Origin of the sequence: Agromyces sp. NPDC058064 (assembly GCF_042885275.1) — a bacterium.
Classification (GTDB): Bacteria; Actinomycetota; Actinomycetes; order Actinomycetales; family Microbacteriaceae; genus Agromyces.
Window position 1 is genome coordinate 42583 of record NZ_JBHVSE010000002.1, and the last position, 21037, is coordinate 63619.

At 71.6% G+C, this 21037-nt stretch carries 15 protein-coding genes; 12 read left to right on the forward strand and 3 right to left on the reverse strand.

Annotation, left to right across the window (positions count from 1 at the left end; genetic code table 11):
* The first annotated feature begins 4 nt into the window (after positions 1 to 4).
* A complete protein-coding gene (locus ACFVSL_RS06010; RefSeq protein ID WP_386939403.1) occupies positions 5 to 3895 on the forward strand; it encodes a S8 family serine peptidase in 3891 nt (1296 codons plus the stop codon).
* 134 nt (positions 3896 to 4029) lie between these two features.
* Here the strand turns inward: ACFVSL_RS06010 and ACFVSL_RS06015 are convergent, their stop codons facing one another.
* Positions 4030 to 6135, reverse strand: a complete 2106-nt coding sequence (locus tag ACFVSL_RS06015; RefSeq protein ID WP_386939404.1) for an ABC transporter ATP-binding protein — start codon at positions 6133 to 6135, stop codon at positions 4030 to 4032.
* Positions 6132 to 7865, reverse strand: a complete 1734-nt coding sequence (locus ACFVSL_RS06020; protein WP_386939406.1) for an ABC transporter ATP-binding protein — start codon at positions 7863 to 7865, stop codon at positions 6132 to 6134. The genes ACFVSL_RS06015 and ACFVSL_RS06020 overlap by 4 nt, the downstream gene beginning before the upstream one ends.
* Before the next feature lie 347 nt (positions 7866 to 8212).
* Between ACFVSL_RS06020 and ACFVSL_RS06025 the strand changes: the two genes are divergently transcribed.
* From ACFVSL_RS06025 to ACFVSL_RS06040, 4 genes are all read left to right on the forward strand, one after another.
* On the forward strand, positions 8213 to 9907 hold the full coding sequence (locus ACFVSL_RS06025; RefSeq protein ID WP_386939407.1) for an acyl-CoA dehydrogenase family protein: 1695 nt from the start codon (positions 8213 to 8215) through the stop codon (positions 9905 to 9907).
* A gap of 90 nt (positions 9908 to 9997) precedes the next feature.
* Positions 9998 to 10564 (forward strand): hypothetical protein, encoded by a 567-nt coding sequence (locus ACFVSL_RS06030; protein ID WP_386939408.1) that lies wholly within the window; start codon positions 9998 to 10000, stop codon positions 10562 to 10564.
* A gap of 167 nt (positions 10565 to 10731) precedes the next feature.
* A complete protein-coding gene (locus tag ACFVSL_RS06035; RefSeq protein ID WP_386939410.1) occupies positions 10732 to 11382 on the forward strand; it encodes a PKD domain-containing protein in 651 nt (216 codons plus the stop codon).
* A 94-nt stretch (positions 11383 to 11476) separates the two neighbouring features.
* Positions 11477 to 11779, forward strand: coding sequence for a putative quinol monooxygenase (locus tag ACFVSL_RS06040; RefSeq protein WP_386939412.1), 303 nt, complete (start codon positions 11477 to 11479; stop codon positions 11777 to 11779).
* A gap of 300 nt (positions 11780 to 12079) precedes the next feature.
* Here the strand turns inward: ACFVSL_RS06040 and ACFVSL_RS06045 are convergent, their stop codons facing one another.
* Entirely contained in the window at positions 12080 to 13030 is a 951-nt protein-coding gene (locus ACFVSL_RS06045; protein ID WP_386939414.1) for a BadF/BadG/BcrA/BcrD ATPase family protein, read from the reverse strand.
* A gap of 152 nt (positions 13031 to 13182) precedes the next feature.
* On the opposite strand from ACFVSL_RS06045, the gene ACFVSL_RS06050 reads away from it, so the two are divergent.
* The 7 genes from ACFVSL_RS06050 (at position 13183) to ACFVSL_RS06080 (ending at position 21007) form a co-directional block, all read left to right on the forward strand.
* Positions 13183 to 14475 carry a sugar ABC transporter substrate-binding protein gene (locus ACFVSL_RS06050; protein WP_386939415.1) on the forward strand — a complete coding sequence of 431 codons (1293 nt, stop codon included), beginning with the start codon at positions 13183 to 13185 and terminating at the stop codon, positions 14473 to 14475.
* A 4-nt stretch (positions 14476 to 14479) separates the two neighbouring features.
* Complete coding sequence (locus ACFVSL_RS06055) at positions 14480 to 15448, forward strand: carbohydrate ABC transporter permease (protein WP_386939416.1); 969 nt, start codon at positions 14480 to 14482, stop codon at positions 15446 to 15448.
* 74 nt (positions 15449 to 15522) lie between these two features.
* Positions 15523 to 16368 (forward strand): carbohydrate ABC transporter permease, encoded by an 846-nt coding sequence (locus ACFVSL_RS06060; protein ID WP_386941116.1) that lies wholly within the window; start codon positions 15523 to 15525, stop codon positions 16366 to 16368.
* The gene (locus ACFVSL_RS06065) at positions 16365 to 17819 is read left to right on the forward strand and encodes a glycoside hydrolase family 3 protein (RefSeq protein WP_386939418.1); all 1455 of its coding nucleotides are present in this window, start codon (positions 16365 to 16367) and stop codon (positions 17817 to 17819) included. The genes ACFVSL_RS06060 and ACFVSL_RS06065 overlap by 4 nt, the downstream gene beginning before the upstream one ends.
* The gene (locus ACFVSL_RS06070; RefSeq protein ID WP_386939420.1) at positions 17816 to 19123 is read left to right on the forward strand and encodes an anhydro-N-acetylmuramic acid kinase; all 1308 of its coding nucleotides are present in this window, start codon (positions 17816 to 17818) and stop codon (positions 19121 to 19123) included. The genes ACFVSL_RS06065 and ACFVSL_RS06070 overlap by 4 nt, the downstream gene beginning before the upstream one ends.
* Positions 19120 to 20082, forward strand: coding sequence for an N-acetylmuramic acid 6-phosphate etherase (murQ, locus tag ACFVSL_RS06075; protein WP_386939422.1), 963 nt, complete (start codon positions 19120 to 19122; stop codon positions 20080 to 20082). The genes ACFVSL_RS06070 and murQ overlap by 4 nt, the downstream gene beginning before the upstream one ends.
* 40 nt (positions 20083 to 20122) lie before the next feature.
* The gene (locus ACFVSL_RS06080) at positions 20123 to 21007 is read left to right on the forward strand and encodes a MurR/RpiR family transcriptional regulator (protein ID WP_386939424.1); all 885 of its coding nucleotides are present in this window, start codon (positions 20123 to 20125) and stop codon (positions 21005 to 21007) included.
* Positions 21008 to 21037 lie beyond the last annotated feature (30 nt).

Sequence of the window (21037 nt, forward strand, 5' to 3'; positions counted from 1 at the left end):
CCTAATGCCACGAAGCACCAGTACATCCGCGTCGCGTCGCCGACGCTCGATCGCGGCCGCCATCAGCGGCATCGCGATCGGCGTCGCCGGCATCGGCGCCGCTGCCCTGCCGGCAGCGGCCGATCCCGGAGATCCGGGTGGGGGCGGCGGCGCGCCGACGACGCCGGCCGCCGCTCCCGCCGACGAGCACGCCGTCACCCTCATCACCGGCGACCGCGTGCGCGTCACCGACCTCTCCGACGGCACGCACGCCGTCGAGATCGAGACGGCGCAGCCGGGGGCCGGCGTGCAGACGATCGAGGTCGACGGAGACCTCCACGTGCTGCCCGCCGCCGCGATGCCGTACCTCGCGTCGGGCGCGCTCGACCGCGACCTCTTCAACGTGTCGCAGCTCATCGAGTTCGGCTACGACGACGCCTCGGTCGACGCGACGCCGATCATCGTCGAGCTCGAGGAGGGCGCGGCGAGCCGTCGCTCGGCGCCGCTGCCCGGCGTCGAGCTCGGCACGGCGCTGCCGAGCATCGGCGGCGCCGCGGCGACCGCCGACCACGCGAGCGCGGCGGGCACCTGGGCCGCGCTGACGGAGGCCCCCGCCGCGGGCGCCCGCGCGTTCAGCGCCGACCCGGCCGAGGCGAAGCTCGGCGGCGGCATCGAGGCCGTCCACCTCGACGGCAAGGTCGAGGCGACCCTCGACTCGAGCGTGCCCTACATCGGCGCCCCCGAGGCGTGGGCCGCCGGCTACACCGGCGACGGCGTGACCGTCGCCGTGCTCGACACCGGCTACGACGACACCCACCCCGACCTCGCGGGCCGCGTGCTGCCCGAGTCGACGAGCTTCGTGCCCGGCGAAGACGTGGCATGGGACCCGAACGGACACGGCACCCACGTCGCGTCGACGATCGCCGGCACCGGCGCCGCGAGCGACGGCACCCACCGCGGCGTCGCCGACGGCGCCGAGCTGCTCGTGGGCAAGGTGCTCGACGCCGGCGGCTCCGGCCAGGACTCGTGGATCATCTCCGCGATGGAGTGGGCCGCCGAGCGCGCCGACATCGTCTCGATGAGCCTCGGCACCCGACAGGGCTCCGACGGCCTCGACGTCATGTCCGAGGCGCTCAACACCATCTCAGCCGAGACCGACGCGCTCTTCGTCGTCGCCGCAGGCAACTCGTCGTCGCCCGAGACGATCGGTTCGCCCGGCGCCGCCGCGAGCGCCCTCACGATCGGCTCGGTCGACGACCCGAGCGGGGCGCTCTCGTGGTTCTCGAGCCAGGGACCGCTCGTCGGCTCCGGCGCGCTGAAGCCCGACCTCGCGGGGCCCGGCAACGACGTCACCGCCGCCCGGTCGGCCGACAGCGACGGCGACGGCGCCTACATCGGCATGAGCGGCACCTCGATGGCGACCCCGCACGTCGCCGGCGCCGCCGCGATCGTCAAGCAGCAGCATCCCGAGTACACCGCGGCGCAGCTGCGCGCGGCGCTCGTCAGCACCGCGACCGACGTCGGGCTCACGCCCTACCAGGTCGGCGCCGGCGTGGTCGACGTCGCGAACGCGGTCGAGTCGACGGTTGTCGCCTCGGGCTCGGGCGACTTCGGCATGCTCGCGTGGGGCGAGACCGCCGAGCCGGTCGTGCGCACCGTCGAGTACACCAACCGCGGCGACGCCGAGGTCGTGCTCGCGATCGACGCGTCGCTCGTCGACACCACCCCTGGCACGGGCGGCGGCGGCCTCGAGCCGATGTCGGCGCGCGAGGCATCCGACATGCTCGCGATCGACGCCGAGGAGCTGACCATCCCCGCCGGCGAGACCCGCTCGGTGACGATGACCGCCGACCCGGCGAAGGTGCCCGCGGGCGCGCAGCTGTCGGGCGTGCTCACCGCCTCGGTCGATGGCGACGCCGTCACTCGTACCGCCCTCGGCGTGATCGCCGAGGCCGAACGGTACGACCTCACGGTCACGGCCACCGACTTCGAGGGCGACCCCCTCGAGACCTACGGATGGATCTGGAACGCCGCGACCGGCTGGTACACCTCGTTCGGGATCGCCGGCGAGACCACCCTGCGTCTGCCGGCCGGCCTCTACTCGGTGATGTCGTTCATGGATGTCGCGCGCGACGCCGACACCCAGGCGATCGCGCTCGTCGGCGACCCCGACGTCGTGCTCGACGGGGCGAAGCACGTCGCCTTCGACGCCCGTGCCACGAAGCCGGTCACGGTCGACGTCGGCGAGGACGAGGTCGAGGCGGTCGTGCGCCGCATGGACTTCACGGTCGACGGCTTCAGCGGCAGCGCGCTCGCTCCCGTGTGGATCGACGAGCTCTACGCCCAGCCGATGGAAGCGCCCGAGGCGGAGAGCTTCGACTTCACCACCCGGTGGCGCCTCCAGGATCCGCTGCTCGCGCTGAAGGCCGGCAAGGAGGAGCTCGACCTCATCGCGCAGGCAGGCTCGACCCTCCTCGACGGTGAGATCCGCGCTCGCGCGGTCGCGGCCGGACTCGGCAGCGCCGAGGAGTTCGCGGCGGTCGACGTGAAGGGCAAGGTCGCCGTCGTCACGCGGTCCGACACGGTCTCGGCGTCGGCTCGGGCCGCGAACGCCGCGGCCGCCGGTGCGAAGCTGCTCATCGTCGTCAACGACGGCGACGGCGAGCTCAGCGAGTGGGTCGGCTCGGAGGACTACACGACCGACGTCGCCATCCCGGTCGCCGCGATCAGCGGCGTGCAGGGGCGCGGTGTGCTCGCCGCCATCGCGAAGAAGCCGACGACCGTCACGGGCGAGGGCATCCCGATCGCCGAGGAGGTCTTCGACATCGCCCGCTACAGCGACGGCTCGGTCCCCGAGAAGCTCGCCTACCGTCCGACGGAGCTCGCCCGCATCGACACCACCTACTACGGCGAGCAGGGCGAGACCGTCGGCGAGTACCGGTACGACTTCGTGCCGAGCACCGAGTACGGCACCGGGTTCCCGATGCGCACCTCGCGCGGCATCGAGCGCACCGAGTGGGTGAACACCGACCAGGTCGAGTGGTACCAGAACGCCAACGCGGTCGACTGGGGCTGGGACATCCGCGACGTCGTGCGGGCGTACGAACCCGGTGAGCGCACCGAGGCCGGCTACTTCGGCTCGGTCGTGCGCCCCTACGTGGGCCCCGGGTACTGGGCGCCGCTGCGGTCGGGCGACGGCATCCAGCTCAACCTGCCCTCGTGGGCCGACGGCGACTCGCCGAAGCGCACCGGCGGAATCGACATGTACGCCGGCACCCCCGGCATCACCCAGTCGATCGAGCTGCACCTCGACGGCGAGCTCGTCAAGACCTCGGAGTACCAGAGCCTGAACGGCTGGGGCATCGCCGACGGCGAGCACGACGTGCGGGTGGTGAACACGACGACGCAGGACGGCGGCGTCATGCCGTCGTCGACGAAGACGCGCACCGAGTGGGCCTTCTCGTCGACGTGGGACTCGAGCGACTACACCCGCACGATCCTGCCGATGATGCAGGCGTACTACGACGTCGACCTCGACGAGCGCGGCCGCGTCGGCGCCGATCGCAAGAAGGGCAAGCCCGTCGCGCTCGGGCTCGAGATCGGCCACATCAGCGGGGCCGTCGGCTCGGCGAAGGTGACGGGCACGACGCTCGAGATGCGCACCGCGGGCGGCGAGTGGACGCCGGTCGACCTCGAGGTCGTCTCGACCGACGACTCGGGGCCGGGCGAGCCGCCGGCCGGCGGGTTCCCCGAGGGCCGTTCGTACCTCGTGAGCTACGACGCCGACCTCCGCGTGCCGGATGCCGGTGGCTGGGTCGACCTGCGGGTGACGTCGACCGATGAGGCTGGCGGGACCTTCAGCCAGGAGATCGAGCGGGCCTTCGAGGTCGCGCCGGTGAAGAAGGGCGGTCGCTGAGGCGGGTGCTGCTGAGGCAGGCGTTGCTGAGGCAGGGCTCCGCTGAGGCGGGTGCTGCTGGGGCATCCTGAAAACGGGCCGAGGCCCCGACGACGTGAGTCGTCGGGGCCTCGGCCTGGTTCTGGGCCTCGCGCCTACTCGCTCGCCTCGATGATCTCCTCCTCCATGCCCCGCAGGAGCGCGGATTCGGGCTGGACGTCGGAGGAGGTGACGACCGTGCCGTCGCCGAGCGCCTGCTCGGCGTCGAGGTCGGTCGCCGCCTGCTCGAACTGCGAGTTGTAGAGGCGGTAGTACGCCCCCTTCGCGGCGATGAGCTGCTCGTGGTCGCCCTGCTCGACGATGTCGCCGTGCTCCATCACGAGGATGAGGTCGGCGTCGCGGATCGTCGAGAGACGGTGCGCGATCACGAACGAGGTGCGACCCTCGCGCAGCGCGGCCATCGCGTGCTGCAGCAGCAGCTCGGTGCGGGTGTCGACCGAGCTCGTCGCCTCGTCGAGGATGAGCACGCTCGGCTGCGCCACGAACGCGCGGGCGATCGTGATGAGCTGCTTCTCACCCGCCGAGACGTTCGAGGCGTCCTCGTCGAGCACGGTGTCGTAGCCGTCGGGCAGCGAGTGCACGAACCGGTCGACGTACGTCGCCTTCGCCGCGGCGACGATCTCGTCGTCGGTGGCGTCGGCGCGACCGTAGCGGATGTTCTCGCGGATGGAGCCGGCGAACAGCCACGGGTCCTGCAGCACCATGCCCGTCTTCGCCCGCACGTCGTACCGGGTGAGGTCAGCGATGTCCTGGCCGTTGAGCAGGATGCGACCCGAGTTCAGCTCGTAGAACCGCATGATGAGGTTCACGAGCGTCGTCTTGCCTGCCCCCGTCGGGCCCACGATCGCGACCGTCTGCCCGGGCTCGACCCGGAAGGACAGGTCCTTGATGAGCGGGCGGTCGGGAACGTACGAGAATGCGACGTGGTCGAACACGATCGTGCCGTCACCGTCGACCGGTGCCGGTGCGTTCACCGCGTCGGCCTCCTGCTCGTCGGCGTCGAGCAGTTCGAAGACGCGCTCGGCCGAGGCCGTGCCCGACTGCACCACTGCCGCCATGCCGCCGAGCTGCGACAGGGGCTGCGAGAACTGCTGCGAGTACTGGATGAACGCCTGCACGTCACCGAGGCGGAGCGAGCCGCTCGCGACCATGATGCCGCCGAGCACGGCGATGCCGACGTACTGCAGGTTTCCGATGAAGGTCATCGCGGGCATCATGATGTTCGACAGGAACTGCGCCTTGAACGAGGCCTCGTAGAGCTCCTGGTTCTCGGCCTTGAACGCCTCGCGGCTCGAGGCCTCGCGGCCGTACACCTTGACGAGCGCGTGACCCGAGAACGACTCCTCGACACGCGCGTTGAGCCGGCCGACCTTGCGCCACTGGGTGCCGAAGGCCTTCTGCGACTTCGGCCCGATGACGCCGAAGATCACGCCCATGAGCGGCAGCGAGATGAGCGCCACGAGCGAGAGCTGCCACGAGATCGTGAACATCATGAACAGCACGCCGATGACGGTGAGCACGTTCGTGAGCGCGCTCGAGAGCGACTGCTGCATCGTCTGCGTGATGTTGTCGATGTCGTTCGTCACCCGCGAGATCAGCTCGCCGCGCTGCACCTTGTCGAAGTAGCTGAGCGGCAGCCGGTTGATCTTCGCCTCGACGTCTTCGCGCAGCTTCCACATCGCGCGCACCATGATCACGTTCACCACGTAGCCCTGGATCCACATGAGCAGGGACGACGCGATGTAGAGGAACAGCACGAGGATCACGACGCGGCTGAGCGCCACGAAATCGATGCCCTCGCCCGGCACCAGGTTCATCGCCTGCACCATGTTCGCCTGGTCGGTCTGGCCGGCGGCCTCGAGCTGGTCGACGACCTGCTCCTTCGTGACGCCGGGCGGCATCTGCGCCGAGATGAAGCCCTCGAAGATGAGGTTCGTCGCCTCGGCGAGCACCTTCGGCGCCCAGACGGTCATCACGACGCCGATCGCGCCGAGCACCGACGCGACGGTGAACCCGAAGGCGTGCGGCTTCAGCAGGCCGAGCAGTCGCCCGAACGACTGGCGGAAGTTCGCGGCCTTGCCCGGTGCGACGCCGCCGCTCCAGTCGTCGGCGCTGATGCGGGCCTGTTCGGCCATCTCGAGTTCGAGCTTCTCGTCCTCGCTCAGCACGGGCTCGGCGGTCTTGGGACTCTGGTCGGTCATCGTGCCGCCTCCACTCCGAGCTGGGATTCGACGATCTCGCGGTACGTCTGGCACGTCTCGAGCAGCTGCTCGTGCGTGCCGACGCCCACGGCTGCGCCGTCGTCGAGCACGACGATGCGGTCGGCGTCGGTGATCGTCGAGACGCGCTGCGCGACAACGACCTTGGTGACGTTCGGCAGCTCTCGCCAGAGCGCCTGCCTGAGCCTCGCGTCGGTCGTGAGGTCGAGCGCCGAGAACGAGTCGTCGAAGACGAGGATGTCGGGCTGGTGCACGATCGCGCGGGCGATCGCGAGCCGCTGGCGCTGGCCGCCCGAGACGTTGGTGCCGCCCTGCGCGATCCTCGCGTCGAGCTGCCCCTCCATCTCCTCCACGAAGTCGCGGCCCTGCGCGATCTCGAGCGCGTGCCACAGCTCGTCGTCGGTCGCGTCCTCGCGGCCGAACCGCAGGTTCGACGCGACGGTGCCGGTGAAGAGGAACGGCCGCTGCGGCACGAGCCCGATGCTCTTCCACAGGAGGTCGAGGTCGGCCTCGCGCACGTCGACGCCGTTCACGAGCACGGCGCCCTCGGTCGTGTCGAAGAGGCGCGGCAGCAGCGACACGAGGGTCGTCTTGCCCGCACCCGTCGAACCGACGATCGCGAGCGTCTCGCCGGGCTCGGCCTTGACCGTGATGCCGCTGAGCACGGGGTGCTCGGCGCCCGGGTAGGTGAAGCCCGTGCCGCGGAACTCGACCGTGCCCGGGGTCGGGAAGCTCGTCACGGGGTTCGCCGGCCGCTCGAGCGTCGAGTCGACGTCGAGCACGGCGCCGATGCGCTCGGCCGAGACGGCCGCGCGCGGGATCATGATCGTGATGAAGCTCGCCATCATGACGCCCATCAGGATGAGCATGACGTACTGCATGAAGGCGAAGAGCACGCCGATCTCGGTGTTGCCCTCGTCGACCTCGATCGCGCCGAACCAGATCACGCCGACGAGCGTGACGTTGAGCACGAGCATGACGAGCGGGAACATCAGCACGAAGAGCGAGCCGACCTTGCGGCCGACCACCATGATGTCGGTGTTCGCCTCGCGGAAGCGGGCCTCCTCGATGTCCTCGCGGACGAAGGCGCGCACGACGCGGATGCCCGTGAGCTGCTCGCGCATGATGCGGTTCACGCCGTCGAGCTTCACCTGGTACGAGCGGAACAGCGGCACCATGCGCCAGATGATGATGCCGGCGACGATGAGCAGCGTGGGCACCGCGACCGCGATGATCCAGCTCAGGCCGACATCGACCGACAGGGCCTTGTAGATGCCGTAGAACGCCATGATCGGCGCCGCGACGAGGAACGTCGAGCCCATCATCGCGAGCATCTGCACCTGCTGCACGTCGTTCGTGTTGCGGGTGATGAGCGAGCCCGGCCCGAAGGTCGACACCTCGCGCTCGGAGAAGCCCGAAACGCGCTCGAACACGTCGTCGCGGATGTCGCGGCCGAGCTTCATCGCGGCCATGGCGGCGAACCAGGTGGCGACGAGCTGGGTGACGATCTGCAGCAGCGACATGCCGAGCATGAGGGCGCCCGACTGCCAGATGACGTCGGTGTCGCCCTTGGCGACGCCGTCGTCGATGATCTGCGCGTTGAGCGTCGGCAGCTGGAAGTTGGCGTAGGCGGCGACGATCTGGAACGCCAGTACGCCGAGTAGGAGAGGCCAGTACGGCCTCAGGTATCTGAACAGGAGTCTTCCGAGCATGTGATCTCCAGGAATCGGCGAAACGGCGGATGCTTCGACCGCGGCGAATTCGTGCGCGCGCGACCGTCGCGGAGCTGGTCGCTCCTCCGCCCGGACTGCATCGTCGCACCCCCGTCCGACATTGCAGCGTTACAGCCAAACACGGGGCTGATCAGGAATCAAGCGCACCGGGTCATCCGACCCATTGCGTTCACCGAGGGCGAAATCGAGGCGCCTCCACGCTCGCATGAGCGCTCGAATCGGGGATGCCTCGGGGTGCCGTTGCAGCGCCGCAGAGGGCGAGGGCGAGCCGTTCCCGACGAGACAGACGGCCGACGCAGGGGCAGGATGTCAACCGGAGGTCGACGATGATCCAGACGCACGAGGTCGTGAACCAGGCTCCGCCGCGGGAGGGGGTCGACGAGTTCGCCGCGCATGCGCCGCTCGTCGAGGCGGTGGCGCGCTGGGGGAGCGGCGCCGCGGTGCCCGCACTCCACGAGATCGGCCGCCACGTCGGTTCAGCGGCCTTCCAGCGCGACGCCGAGCGGGCGAACACGCACCCGCCGGTGCTCAACACGCACGACCGCTGGGGGCACCGCATCGACGAGGTCGAGTACGACGAGGCCTACCACCGGGTGATCGGGGCCGCCGTCGCCTCGGGCGCCCACACGGGCGCCGAGGCCGCGCCCGGACCGGGGGCGAACGTCGACCGGGCCGCGGCGTTCCTCCTCTTCGCGCAGGTCGAGCCCGGCCATGCCTGCCCGGTGTCGATGACGCATGCCGCCGTGCCGACGCTCGAGCTCGCGGCATCCGGCCTTCGCGAGCACTGGATGCCGCGGCTGCTGAGCCGCGCGTACGACCCGGCCCTCTCGTCCACGAAGGCATCGGCACTCATGGGCATGGCGATGACCGAGAAGCAGGGCGGCTCCGACGTGCGCGCGAACACGACGCGCGCCGAGCGTCGCGCGGGCGACGGGCTCGCACCCGAGTGGGGTGCCGAGTACACGCTGACAGGCCACAAGTGGTTCTGCAGCGCGCCGATGAGCGACGCGTTCTTCGTGCTCGCGCAGGCGCCGCACGGACTCGGCTGCTTCTTCGTGCCGCGCGTGCTGCCCGACGGGTCGCGCAACGTGTTCCGCATCCAGCGGCTGAAGGACAAGCTCGGCAACCGCTCGAACGCGTCGAGCGAGATCGAGCTCGACGGCACCACGGCGTGGCTCGTCGGCGACGAGGGTCGCGGCGTCGCGACGATCGTGCAGATGGTGACGCGCACGCGCCTCGACTGCGTCATCGGCACCGCGGCCGGCATGCGGCAGGCCGTCGCCGAGGCGGAGTGGCACGTGCGGCACCGGAAGGCGTTCGGGGCGGCGCTCGTCGACCAGCCCGCGATGTCGGCGGTGATCGCCGACCTCGCGCTCGAATCCGAGGCGGCGACCTTGACGGCCATGCGGCTCGCGCGGGCGTTCGACCCCGATGCGACGGCGTCGGCCGGGACGAGCGGCTCGGAGCAGGCGTTCCGGCGGCTCGCGACGGCGCTCGCGAAGTACTGGGTGTGCAAGCGCGGGGCCGGGCATGCGGCGGAGGCGTTGGAATGCCTCGGCGGCAACGGGTACACGGAGGCGTTCCCGCTCGCGCGGCGCTATCGCGAGCAGCCGCTGCTCGCGATCTGGGAGGGCTCGGGCAACGTCATCGCGCTGGATGTGCTGCGGGTGCTCGCTCGCGAGCCCGAGGCGTTCGAGGCGTTCTTCGCCGAGGTCGGGTCGGCGGCGGGCTCGTCGCGCGCGTTCGACGTGGCGCTCGCGGAGGTGCAGGCGCTCGTGCGCACGGTGGGCGCGGCGCTCGCCGACGACCGGGCCGGAGCGGGCTCGGCCTCGCTGCGCGCGCGAGAGCTCACCGAGCGGCTCGCGCTCGTGCTGCAGGCCTCGCTGCTCGTGCGGCTCGCACCCGACGCGGTGGCCGACGCGTTCGTGCGCTCCCGGCTCGGCGGCGAGGGCGGGTCGCAGTTCGGCGCGTTGCCCGCCGGCGTCGATCCGGCCGCGCTCGTCGCCCGAGTGGTCGGGTAGTACGCGTCGATCACGCCCGTCGGCGTCGTGACGCTGCGGCCTGTGGATAACCGCCTCGGCGCGGTGTGCCGCTCACCTATCGTGGACGCCATGTCGATCCCGAGCCTGCGCATCGCCGCGCTCGCCGCGGCCGGTGCGCTGGCACTCGCGCTGAGCGCGTGCACGCCCGAGGCCGAACCGTCGCCCGAGCCGACGCCGACTACGAGCGCGGCCCCGATCTTCGCCTCGGATGAGGAGGCGCTCGCGGCGGCGGTTGCGGCGTATGAGGCGTACCTCGCAGTTGTCGATGAGCTCACGCAGGCGGGAGGTGAGAACCCCGAGCGGATTCGCGCATTTGCAGAGACGGCCTATGCGGCGGAACTCGAGGAGTCACTGGCGCAACTTCGTTCAAGCGGGAACAGGACATCTGGTGATTCGAGTGCCGATGGCATGGAGCTGATTCAGTATGACGAAACGAGCGGTGGCGCCGCAGTATCCGTCTATGCATGCCTGGATGTCTCGGAAGTCCGTGTCTTGGACGCCGACGGCGTCGATGTCACGCCGATCGACAGGATCGAACGTCGCCCCCTTCAGCTCGAGTTCGTCTCTGCGCTTGACGACCCCGAACGATTGCTGCCCGCGGGAACCGAGCCATGGCCCGGCGACGATTTCTGCTAGCGGGTAGCGTCGTACTCGTGGCGCTCGGGTTGCTCTTCTTTGGTGGCGCCGCGGCGTATGCGGACAATGAGGTCGACTATCTGACGGGCCAAAACACCGACGACGCAACCGAGATCGAAGCGGGAATCCGTGGCGAGGATTCTGACGCTCCTCGCACGGACCCTCAATTGCCGAACAGTGATGGCGACTCGGGTTCCGGCAACGCTCTCCCACCACCCGGCGAAGCCGACGTCTGGTCGGGCGAGGACTGGGCGCGGTTGTGCGACGCCAACTTCCAGCAGGCGTGCGCCCGCCCGGAGGCGACCCCGCCGCCCACCACCCCCGGCGCCCCGGCCACCGTCACCCTGCGCGACATCGCCTCGTTCAGGCCGGCGAAGCCGGCAAGCGAGATGCAGCCGGGCGGGTGGGCGGTCGCGGGGCTGCCGGCGAACTTCGTCGCCGACGCCTCGGTCGAGGTCGTCGCGGGAACGCTGCTCGGTCGTCCAGCCGAGGTGCGGTTCACCCCGGTCGGCTACCGCTGGGTGCACAGTGACGGGGCGACGGTGACGAGCTCGACCGCGGGCGCGACGTGGGAGCGGCTCGGACTCCGCGAGTTCAGCCCGACCGACACGAGCCACGTCTACGCCGAGCCCGGCGAGTACACGGTGACGCTCGAGGTCGCGCTCGCCGCGGAGTACCGGTTCGGCGGGTCCGCCTGGCACGGCATCGCCGGCACGCTCGCCGTCGCGGGGCCGCCGCAGCCCGTGCTCGTCGGAGAGGTCGACACCGTGCTCACGAAGGACGACTGCCGGGCGAACCCTGCCGGCCCCGGTTGCTGAGGCGACGGTGCGCGCCCGCGCCCGGCGCCCCGGCCCGACCCCTGGCGGCGTTCGGGGGCGACGCGGTGTCGGTGGACCACGTGAGAATCTCCGCATGACCTTCGCGAATGTCGGGCGGCTCGGCGTGCAGCCGGGTGCCCGAGACCAGGTGATCGAACTCCTCACCCGACCGGGCGCCGAGCTCGGGCGCCACGGCTGCCTCCTCTACGAGGTCGGCTTCAACGACGAGCAGCCCGACTTCGTCTACGTGAGCGAGCTCTGGGAGTCGGCCGCCGCGCACCAGGCCTCGCTGCAGCTGCCCGAGGTGCGGGCCGCGATCGCCGAGGTCATGCCGCTGCTGAACGGCCAGCACGACGGCCACCGCTTCGAGGTCGTCGGCTCGCCCCTCCGCGGCTGATCCGGGTTCGGCAGCTTGAACAGGATGAGCCGTTCGGCACCTTCGTCGGCGGGGCCGCCGGCGCGTTCATCCTGCTGAAGCCGCCCCGCAGCCGCTCTGGTTGCGCACCTTGAACAGGATGAGCCGCTCGGCACCTTCGTCGGCGGGTCTTCCGGCGCGTTCATCCTGCTAAAGCCATTCCGCGGCCGGTCTGGTTGCGCGCCTTGAAGAGGATGAGCCGTTCCGCACCCTCCCCAGCGCACCCGCCGGCGCGCTGATCCTGCTCGACCCGCGACGCGCGGGCGGCGCGCGCCCGAGCGCTCACACCCAGAGGAACGGCGGATGCCCCGTCGGCACCGCGCCGGCGGCGACGAGCCGCGCCAGCCGCACGGCGCCGTCGAGCGGCGTCGACGGGGCGACGGTGAGCGACGCGTCGGGCGCGAGCCGCGCGAACTCCGCCGTGAACGCCGCGGTGAACTCGCCGCCCGCGGCGAACACCCCGCCGACGCCCGCGGCACGGCGGGGAAGTGCGGGGTCGAGCGCCGCCGCGAGGGCGCGGGCCACGTGCCCGCCCGCCTCCGACATGATGCGTGCGGCGACGGGGTCGCCGAGCGCGGCGAGCCCCGCGACATCCGCCGCGAAGCCCGCGAGCACCGCACCGCGATCGTCGCGCGTGTAGAGCTGGGCGGGCCAGCTCGGCGCGGCGCCGAAACGCGACTCGGCCGCCGAGAGCAGCGCCGAGGCATCCGCGGTGACGCCGTCGTGCGTCTGGATCGCGGCCTTCAGGCCCTCGATCCCGATCCACGCGCCCGAGCCGCGGTCGTCGTAGAGGTGGCCCCAGCCGCCGACGCGGCGCCACACCTCGTGCAGGTCGGTGCCGAGTGCGATCGTGCCGGTGCCGACGGCGACGACCGCGCCGGCCTCGCCCCCGAGGGCGCCGAGGTGCGCGGTCACGGCGTCGATCGCGAGGGCGACGGGCGCCCCGCCCGCGGCCTCCGAGAGCGCGGCGAGCGACGCGGCCGGATTCGTGACGAGCGAGGCGATGCCGGTCGCGCCGATCGCGACGGCGGCGATGCGGGTGCCGGGCCGGCTGCCCTCCAGCGCCGAGCGCGCCTCCTCGATGAGCGCGCCGGTGACGCCGAGGGCCGAGCTGCCGCCGGCCGTGATCGCGACGGGCGGCCCGCTGAGCAGTACGCGCTCCTCGCCGAACGCCCCGTCGAGCGGCTCGATCGCGGCGCGGCCGCCGGTGCCGCCGATGTCGATGCCCAGCACGACTTCCGACTGTTCGGAAGTTTCTTGCAATCTTGGCGCCATTCCCGAATACTACTTCCAGAGCGTACGATCTGTCCGCGGATCACGTCTGTCCAGAGAATCACAGCCAGGGCCCCGCGCCCACAACCAGTTTCAACGAGGAGACCATCCTGATGAACAAGCGCTTCCTCCCGATCGCCGCGCTCGGCGTCGCCGCCGCGCTCGGCCTGACCGCCTGCTCGGGCGGCTCCGGCGACAACGGCGACGGTGGCACGAACGCCGAAGGCCAGACGCTCACCGTCTGGATCATGGAAGGCACGAACCCCGACTCCGACGCGTACTTCGACGAGGTCGCCGAGGCCTTCACCGAGAAGACCGGCGCCGAGCTCGACGTCGAGTTCGTGCAGTGGGCCGACGCCCACGACCGCTTCGTCACGTCGATCGCGGGCGGCACCACGCCCGACGTCGCCGAGACCGGCACCACCTGGACGGCCGAGTTCGCCGACGCCGGCGCGCTCGCCCCGATCCAGGAGTACGTCGACGGCGACGACCTCGGCGGCGACCTCGTCGAGGGCCTCGTCACCGCCGGCACCTACGACGACCAGCTCTACGGCATGCCCTGGTACGCCGGCGTGCGCTCGCTCGTCTACCGCTCCGACGTGTTCGAGGAGCTCGGCCTCGAGGCGCCGACCACGTGGGACGAGATCGTCGCCGCGGGCGACGCCATCAAGGCCGCGCACCCCGAGATGATGCCGTTCGCCGTCCCGGGCGACGCCGAGTTCGGCGTCTACCCCTGGGTCTGGGGCGCGGGCGGCGAGATCTCGACGCTCGAGGGCGACGAGTGGGTCTCCGGCATGGCCAGCGACGAGTCGCAGGAGGGCATCGGCTTCTACACGGGTCTCGCGACCGAGCACGGCTTCTCGTCGGCCGGCGCGACCACCTGGAAGGAGACCGACGTCCTCGACAACTTCGCGCAGGGCAACATCGCGATGGCCCTGATGGGCTCCTGGACGCCCGCCGCGATCGTCGAGAAGAACGCCGAGCTCGAGGGCAAGTTCGCCGCCACTCCGATCCCCGGCAAGGACGGCGGCATCGCCCCGTCCGTGCTCGGCGGCTCGCACCTTTCGATGTTCGAGACGGCGAAGAACAAGGACCTCGCGTGGGAGTTCATCAAGCTGATGACCACGGGCGACTTCGCCAAGCAGTGGGGTGACGAGACCGGCTACTTCCCCGGTCAGACCTCGCTCCTCGACGAGGCGATCGCCTCCGACGACCCGCTGGTGCACCCCTTCGCGCAGCAGATGGTCGAGGGCGGCGGCACCCCGCCGGTGACCCCGAAGTTCGGCGCCGTCCAGGCGAAGAAGACCACCAACACCGCCATCCAGGCGATCCTCTCCGGGCAGAAGACGGTCGAGCAGGCGCTCACCGACGCCGCCGCGGAGATGGACGAGATCATGAACGGCTGACCTCGTGTCGAACACCCTTCAGGTTCCGACGGCCGCGCCGGGAGCTTCGGCTCCCCGCGCGGCCGGCGGGGCCGCCCGCAAGAGCCTCCTGACCCGGAGCCGCCCCTGGCTCCTCCTCGCCCCCGCGCTCGCGGTGCTCGCCGTGCTGCTGCTGTGGCCGCTCGTGCGGGTGCTCCTCTTCTCCCTCCAGGACTACGGCCTGCGCGAGATCGTCTCGGGCGAGCCCAACTGGATCGGCCTCGCCAACTACGGCGAGATCTTCACGAGCCCCGAGCTCTACACCGTCGTGCTGCCGAACACGGTCGGCTTCGCGGTGCTCGCCGTCGCCGGCACCGTCGCCCTCGGCACCGCCGTCGCGGTGCTCATGGCGAGCCTCGGCGGCTTCTGGCGCACCGTCGTCGGCAGCGCCATCATGATCGCCTGGGCCATGCCCGCGGTCACCGGCACCTACGTCTGGATCTGGATCTTCGACGCCGACCGCGGCATCTTCAACGAGACGCTCCAGGCGCTCGGCCTCCAGGACGAGCCCGTCAACTGGTTCACGAACCGGTACACCTTCTACGGCATCGTCCTCCTCAACGTCATCCACCACGGATTCCCGTTCGTCGCCATCACGATCCTCGCCGGCCTCCTCGGGGTGCCGAAGGAGATGCTCGAGGCCGCGGAGATGGACGGCGCGGGCCCCTGGCGCCGCTTCTGGCGCATCATCGTGCCGAACCTCAAGCAGGTCTTCGCGGTCGTCATCATCCTGTCGACCATCTGGGACTTCAAGGTCTTCGCGCAGGTCTACCTCATGCCCGGCGGCGCCGGCTCGAATCGCGAGGCGCTGAACCTCGGCGTCTGGTCGTACGTCGAGTCCTTCGGCCAGAACCGCTACGGCTTCGGCTCGGCGATCGCCGTGCTGCTCACCCTCGTGCTGCTCGGCATCACCGTCGTGTACGTGCGCACCATGCTGAAGGAGGAGGAGCTGTGAGCGCCGTCACCACCGAGAAGCGGTCGGATGCCTCGCGCGGCACCCGCTCCGAGGCATCCGCCGAGGCGACGCGACTGCGCAAGGGCCGCAAGTCGGCGCGCAAGGCGCGCATCGCGGGCGGCAAGGCCGTGCTCGTCGTGCTGCTGCTCGGCTTCACCCTCTTCCCCGCGTTCTGGATGCTCTCGAGCGCCTTCGACGCGCAGGCCGGCGCGGGCGGGCAGCAGATCCTGCCCCGCGAGTGGTCGCTCTCGAACTTCGAGTACGTGCTCACCGAGGGCGGGTTCGACGTGTTCCTCCGCAACTCGGCGATCGTCGCCGTCGTGACCGTGCTCGCGAGCGCGCTCCTGGCGCTGCTCGCCTCGGTCGCGGTCGCGCGCTTCCGCTTCAAGTTCCGCACGGCGATGCTGCTCATGATCCTCATCGTGCAGATGGTGCCGCTCGAGGCGCTCGTCATCCCGCTCTTCGTGCAGGTGCGCGACCTGCAGCTGCTGAACACGCTGCTCGGCCTCATGGTCGTCTACGTCGCGCTCTCGCTGCCGTTCGGCATCTGGATGCTGCGCGGCTTCGTCGCCGCGGTGCCCGTCGAGCTCGAGGAGGCCGCGTACATCGACGGCGCCAGCTGGGGCAGGATGTTCCGCTCGGTGCTGCTGCCCCTCGTCATGCCCGGACTCGTCGCGACGAGCGTCTTCTCGTTCATCACCGCGTGGAACGAGTTCATCTTCGCCATGACCCTGCTCGGCGGGGCCAGCGAGAACTACACGGTCGCGATCGGCCTCAAGCAGTTCTTCGGCGAGCACTCGAACGAGTGGGGCTACATCATGGCCGCATCGACGATCATCACGATCCCGGTCATGATCTTCTTCGTCATCGTCCAGCGTCGCTTGTCGAGCGGCCTCGTGGCCGGCGCGGTGAAGGGGTGACCGCCGCGGACGATCCCACCATCAGGTCTCAGGTGGGCGGAGTGCTCTGGCCCGGCTTCCTCGGCCGGAGCATTCCGGACTGGCTTCGCCGCGAGCTCGACGCGGGCCTCGCGGGGGCGGTGCTCTTCGCGCACAACCTGCACCCGGCGGGCGGCGGGCTCGCCGCCGAGTTCGCCGAGTACTCGGCGCAGACCCGGCCGCTCCTCGTCGGCATCGACGAGGAGGGCGGCAACGTCACCCGCGTCGACGCGGCGCTCGGCTCGACCCTGCCGGGCGCGGCGCAGCTCGGCTTCGTCGACGACCTCGCGGCGACCGAGGCGGTCGGCGAGCACCTCGCCGACCGGTCGCGCGCCGTCGGGGCGAACGTGGTGCTCGGGCCGGTCGCCGACGTCAACACCGATCCGCGCAACCCGGTCATCGGCGTGCGCTCCTTCGGAGCCGATCCCGAGCTCGTCTCGCGTCACGCCGTCGCGCAGCTCCGCGGCATCCAGCGCGCCGGCGCGGCCGCGTGCGTGAAGCACTTCCCGGGGCACGGCGACACCCACCTCGACTCGCACCACGCGATGCCCGAGCTCACCATCTCGCTCGACGAGCTCGAGCGCATGCACCTGCCGCCGTTCCGCGCGGCGATCGCGGCGGGGGTCGCGGCCGTCATGACCGCGCACATCATCGTGCCCGAGTGGGGCCCGACGCCGGCGACGCTGAACCCGACCGCGCTCCGGCACCTCAGGGGGCTCGGCTTCGAGGGCGTCATCATCACCGATGCCCTCGACATGGCCGCGGTGCGCGAGTCGGTCGGCGCGGGGCCGGGCGCCGTGCAGGCGCTCCGCGCGGGCGCCGACCTGCTCTGCATCTCGAACCCGACGAACCCCGGGGCGGCGGCCGCCGCCGACCAGGACGTGCGCGACTTCCGCGAGGTGCAGCAGGCGATCTTCGACGCGATCGACGACGGCACGCTCGAGGTCGCGACGCTCGAGCGCGCCGCCGACCGCGTGCGCGAGCTCGCGGCCTCGCTCGCCGAGCCGTCGCCCGACGAGCGGATGCCGCTCGACGTGCACCGGGTCGCCCGCGAGGCGATCACCGTGGATGCCGAGATCCCGGCGCTGCCCGCGGGGCGTACGGTGCTCGACGTGCGCGGGCGCTCGACGCTCGCCGTCGACAGCGACGCCGACTACGTCGAGCGGGCGCTCGCCGCCGGCGGCGAGGTGCTGCGCGGCGACGCGGCGGTGCCCGGCGCCGGTTCGCTCGTCGTGATCGTCGACGCCGTCGGCGCACCGGGCCCGCAGCGCGACCGCGTCGCGGGCATCGCGGCGATCCGTCCCGACGCCGTCGTGGTCGACACCGGCATGCCGGGCGAGCCCCTGCCGCTGCCGACGCTGCACACGCGTGCGGCGAGCCGCCTCGCAGCCGAGGTCGCGAGCGAGCTCCTCGAGTCGGGGGCCCGCGCGTGATCGTGCTCTCGCTGCAATCGGGCACCTCGGCCGACGGCATCGACGTCGCCGTGGTCGAGATCGAGACCGTCGCCGGGTCGACCTCGAGCGGGACCGGCACGGGCGCGCCGTCGCTGCGGCTCACCCCGCTGCATCACGACACCGTCGACTGGGAGCCCGCGCTTCGTGCGCGCATCCTCTCGGTCGCGGCCGGCGAGGCGCTCGACGCGGGCGCCTGGACCCGGCTCACCACCGAGCTCGGCCGGGCCTTCGCCGAGGCGGCGGCCCGGGGCATCCGGGAGGCGGGCGCGACGCCCGAGCTCATCGTCTCGCACGGCCAGACCGTGCACCACTGGGTCGAGGACGGGCACGCCCGTGGCACCCTGCAGCTCGGGGAGCCCGCGTGGATCGCCGAGCGCACGGGCGTGCCCGTCCTCTCGGACGTGCGCATGGCCGACATCGCCGCCGGCGGCGAGGGCGCACCGCTCATGGCCTTCTTCGACCGGCTCTGGCTGGGCGGCGAGGCCCGCACGTCCGGGCGCGCGATCGCGACCGTGAACCTCGGCGGCATCGCCAACGTGCAGCTCGTGACGGCCGACGGTTCGGTCGTCGCGTTCGACACCGGCCCCGGCAACTGCCTCATCGACGCCGTCGTCGACCGCTCCTCGGCGGGCGCGCAGGCCTACGACGAGGGCGGGCGGCTCGCCGCGGCCGGGCGCGTGCACGAGGGGCTCCTCGCGACGCTGCTCGCGCACCCGTACTTCGCCGCGCCCGCGCCGAAGTCGACCGGGCGCGAGACCTTCGACCTCGGGGTCGTCGACGCCGCGGTCGCGGCGACGTTCGATGACCGAGGGTGGTCCGACGCCGCCGACGCGCTGCCCGTCGCCGACCTCGTCGCGACGCTCACCGAGCTGACCGCGCGCAGCGTCGTCGACGCGCTCGCCGAGGCGGAGCCCGCCGCGCTCATCTGCTCGGGCGGCGGCGCCCTGAACCCCGTGCTGCTCGCCCGCATCGCCGAGCACGCGACCGCCCGCGGCATCGCCGTCGAGTCGAGCGCCGCCCGCGGCCTCGACCCGGCGTTCAAGGAGTCGCTCATGTTCGCGCTCCTCGGGTACTTCAGCCTGCACGGCCTGCCGGTCGAGCTCGGCGCCGAGCCGGCGGGCGCCCGCGTGCTCGGGCGTTTCTCGCCCGGCCCGGCGCCGCTCGAACTGCCCGCGCCGCTCGACGGCGTGGCATCCGTCGCCATCGAACACCGCACCATCGAACACCGCACCATCGAACACCGCACCGACGAACACCGCACCAACGGGGGAGCAACACCATGAGCGGTCACGCACCGCAGCAGTCGGCCGAGCATCACGCGCTGCGCGAACTGCTCGGCGAACTCTCGACCGAGCAGGTCAACGACGCCCACGCCGGCTTCGACCTGCTCTCGACCGAGGCGCAGATCGCCGCCATGCAGGACGAGAGCGCCCAGGCCGTCGCCGCCGTCACCGAGGCCACCCCGCAGATCGCCGCCGCCGTCGACGCCATCGTCGCGCGCCTCCGCGGCGGCGGGCGCCTCGTCTACGCCGGGGCCGGCACCGCCGGGCGCATGGGCGTGCTCGACGCGAGCGAGATCCCGCCGACCTTCGGCACCGACCCGGCGCTCGTCGTCGGCCTGATCGCGGGCGGCGACGGCGCGCTGCGGTCGGCGGTCGAGAACGCCGAGGACGACCGGGCGCTCGGCGCCGCCGACCTCGAGTCGATCGGGCTGGGGGCCGCCGACGCGTTCATCGGCATCTCCGCGTCGGGGCGCACCCCGTACGTGCTCGGCGCCATCGAGTACGCGAAGCGCGTCGGCGCGCTGAGCATCGGCTTCGCGTGCAACGAGGGCTCGGCGATCGGCGCGGCCGCCGACCTCGCGATCGAGACCGTCGTGGGCCCCGAGATCGTCGCCGGATCCACCCGCCTGAAGGGCGGCACCGCGCAGAAGCTGGTGCTCAACGCGATCTCCACGATCGCGATGGTGCGGCTCGGCAAGGTGCACGGCAACCTCATGGTCGACGTGCAGGCCACGAACGCGAAGCTCCGCGCGCGGGCCGAGCGCATCGTCATGCAGGCGACCGGGGTGGACGCCGCCACGGCCTCCGCCGCCCTCGCCGCGGTCGACGGGCACGTGAAGGCCGCGATCCTCGTGACCATGACTGGGGTGGATCCCCAACTCGCGCTGGCGCGCCTCGCCGCCGAAGATGGAGTGCTGCGCGATGCTCTCTCCAGCGTGCGCGACACGACCGGCGACTAGGGCGGCCGCGATCACGAGGAGAAGGAACGGAAGGCAGGAGATGTCGGCGAACGTGCTCTCGACCGTGCGTGAGGCGCTCCCGCGCCTGAGTTCGTCCGAGGCGCGCGTCGCCGAGGCGATCATCGCCGACCCCACGCTCGTGGTCGACCTCACGATCACCGACCTCGCCCGCGTCTGCGGCACCTCGCTGTCGACGGTCGCCCGGTTCTGCCAGACGCTCGGGTACACGGGCTACCGCGAGTTCCGGATGGAGGTGGCGAGCGCCGTGAGCCGCGAGGCCGCGGAGCGCGACCGCTTCGGCATCGCGAACGCCGACATCGACCCCGACGACACCGCGGCCGACGTGATCGCGAAGATCGCCTTCCACGAGGTGCTCGCGATCGAGCAGACGGTCGGCGGCCTCGACACGACGGTGCTCGACGGCGTCGTCGACGCCATCGTGGGCGGCGCGCACGTCGACATCTACGGATTCGGTTCGAGCGGGCTCACCGCCCAGGACCTGCAGCAGAAGCTCTCGCGCATCGGCATCTCGGCGTTCTGCTCGGTCGACGTGCACCTCGCGCTCGTCTCGGCGGCGCTGCGCAAGCCGGGGGATGTCGCGATCGGCATCTCGCACTCGGGCCTCACCGCCGAGACGAACCACGCGCTCGAGGTCGCCCGCGAGGGCGGGGCGACGACGGTGGCCGTCACCAACTCGCCCGAGTCGCCCGTCGCCGAGCTCGCCGAGTTCGTGCTGATGACCCACGCCCGCGAGTCGAGCTACCGGGTCGGGGCGATGTCGAGCCGCATCGCGCAGCTCGCCGTCATCGACTTCCTGTTCGTCAGGGTCGCGCAGCGGCTGGGCGACGCCGTCGCATCGCCGTTGCAGCGCACCTTCGAGGTCACCGCGACGCATCGGGTCGAGACGAGGCGACGCTCGGTGTGAGCCGGGTCGTCGGCGTCGAGCGCCTCAGTC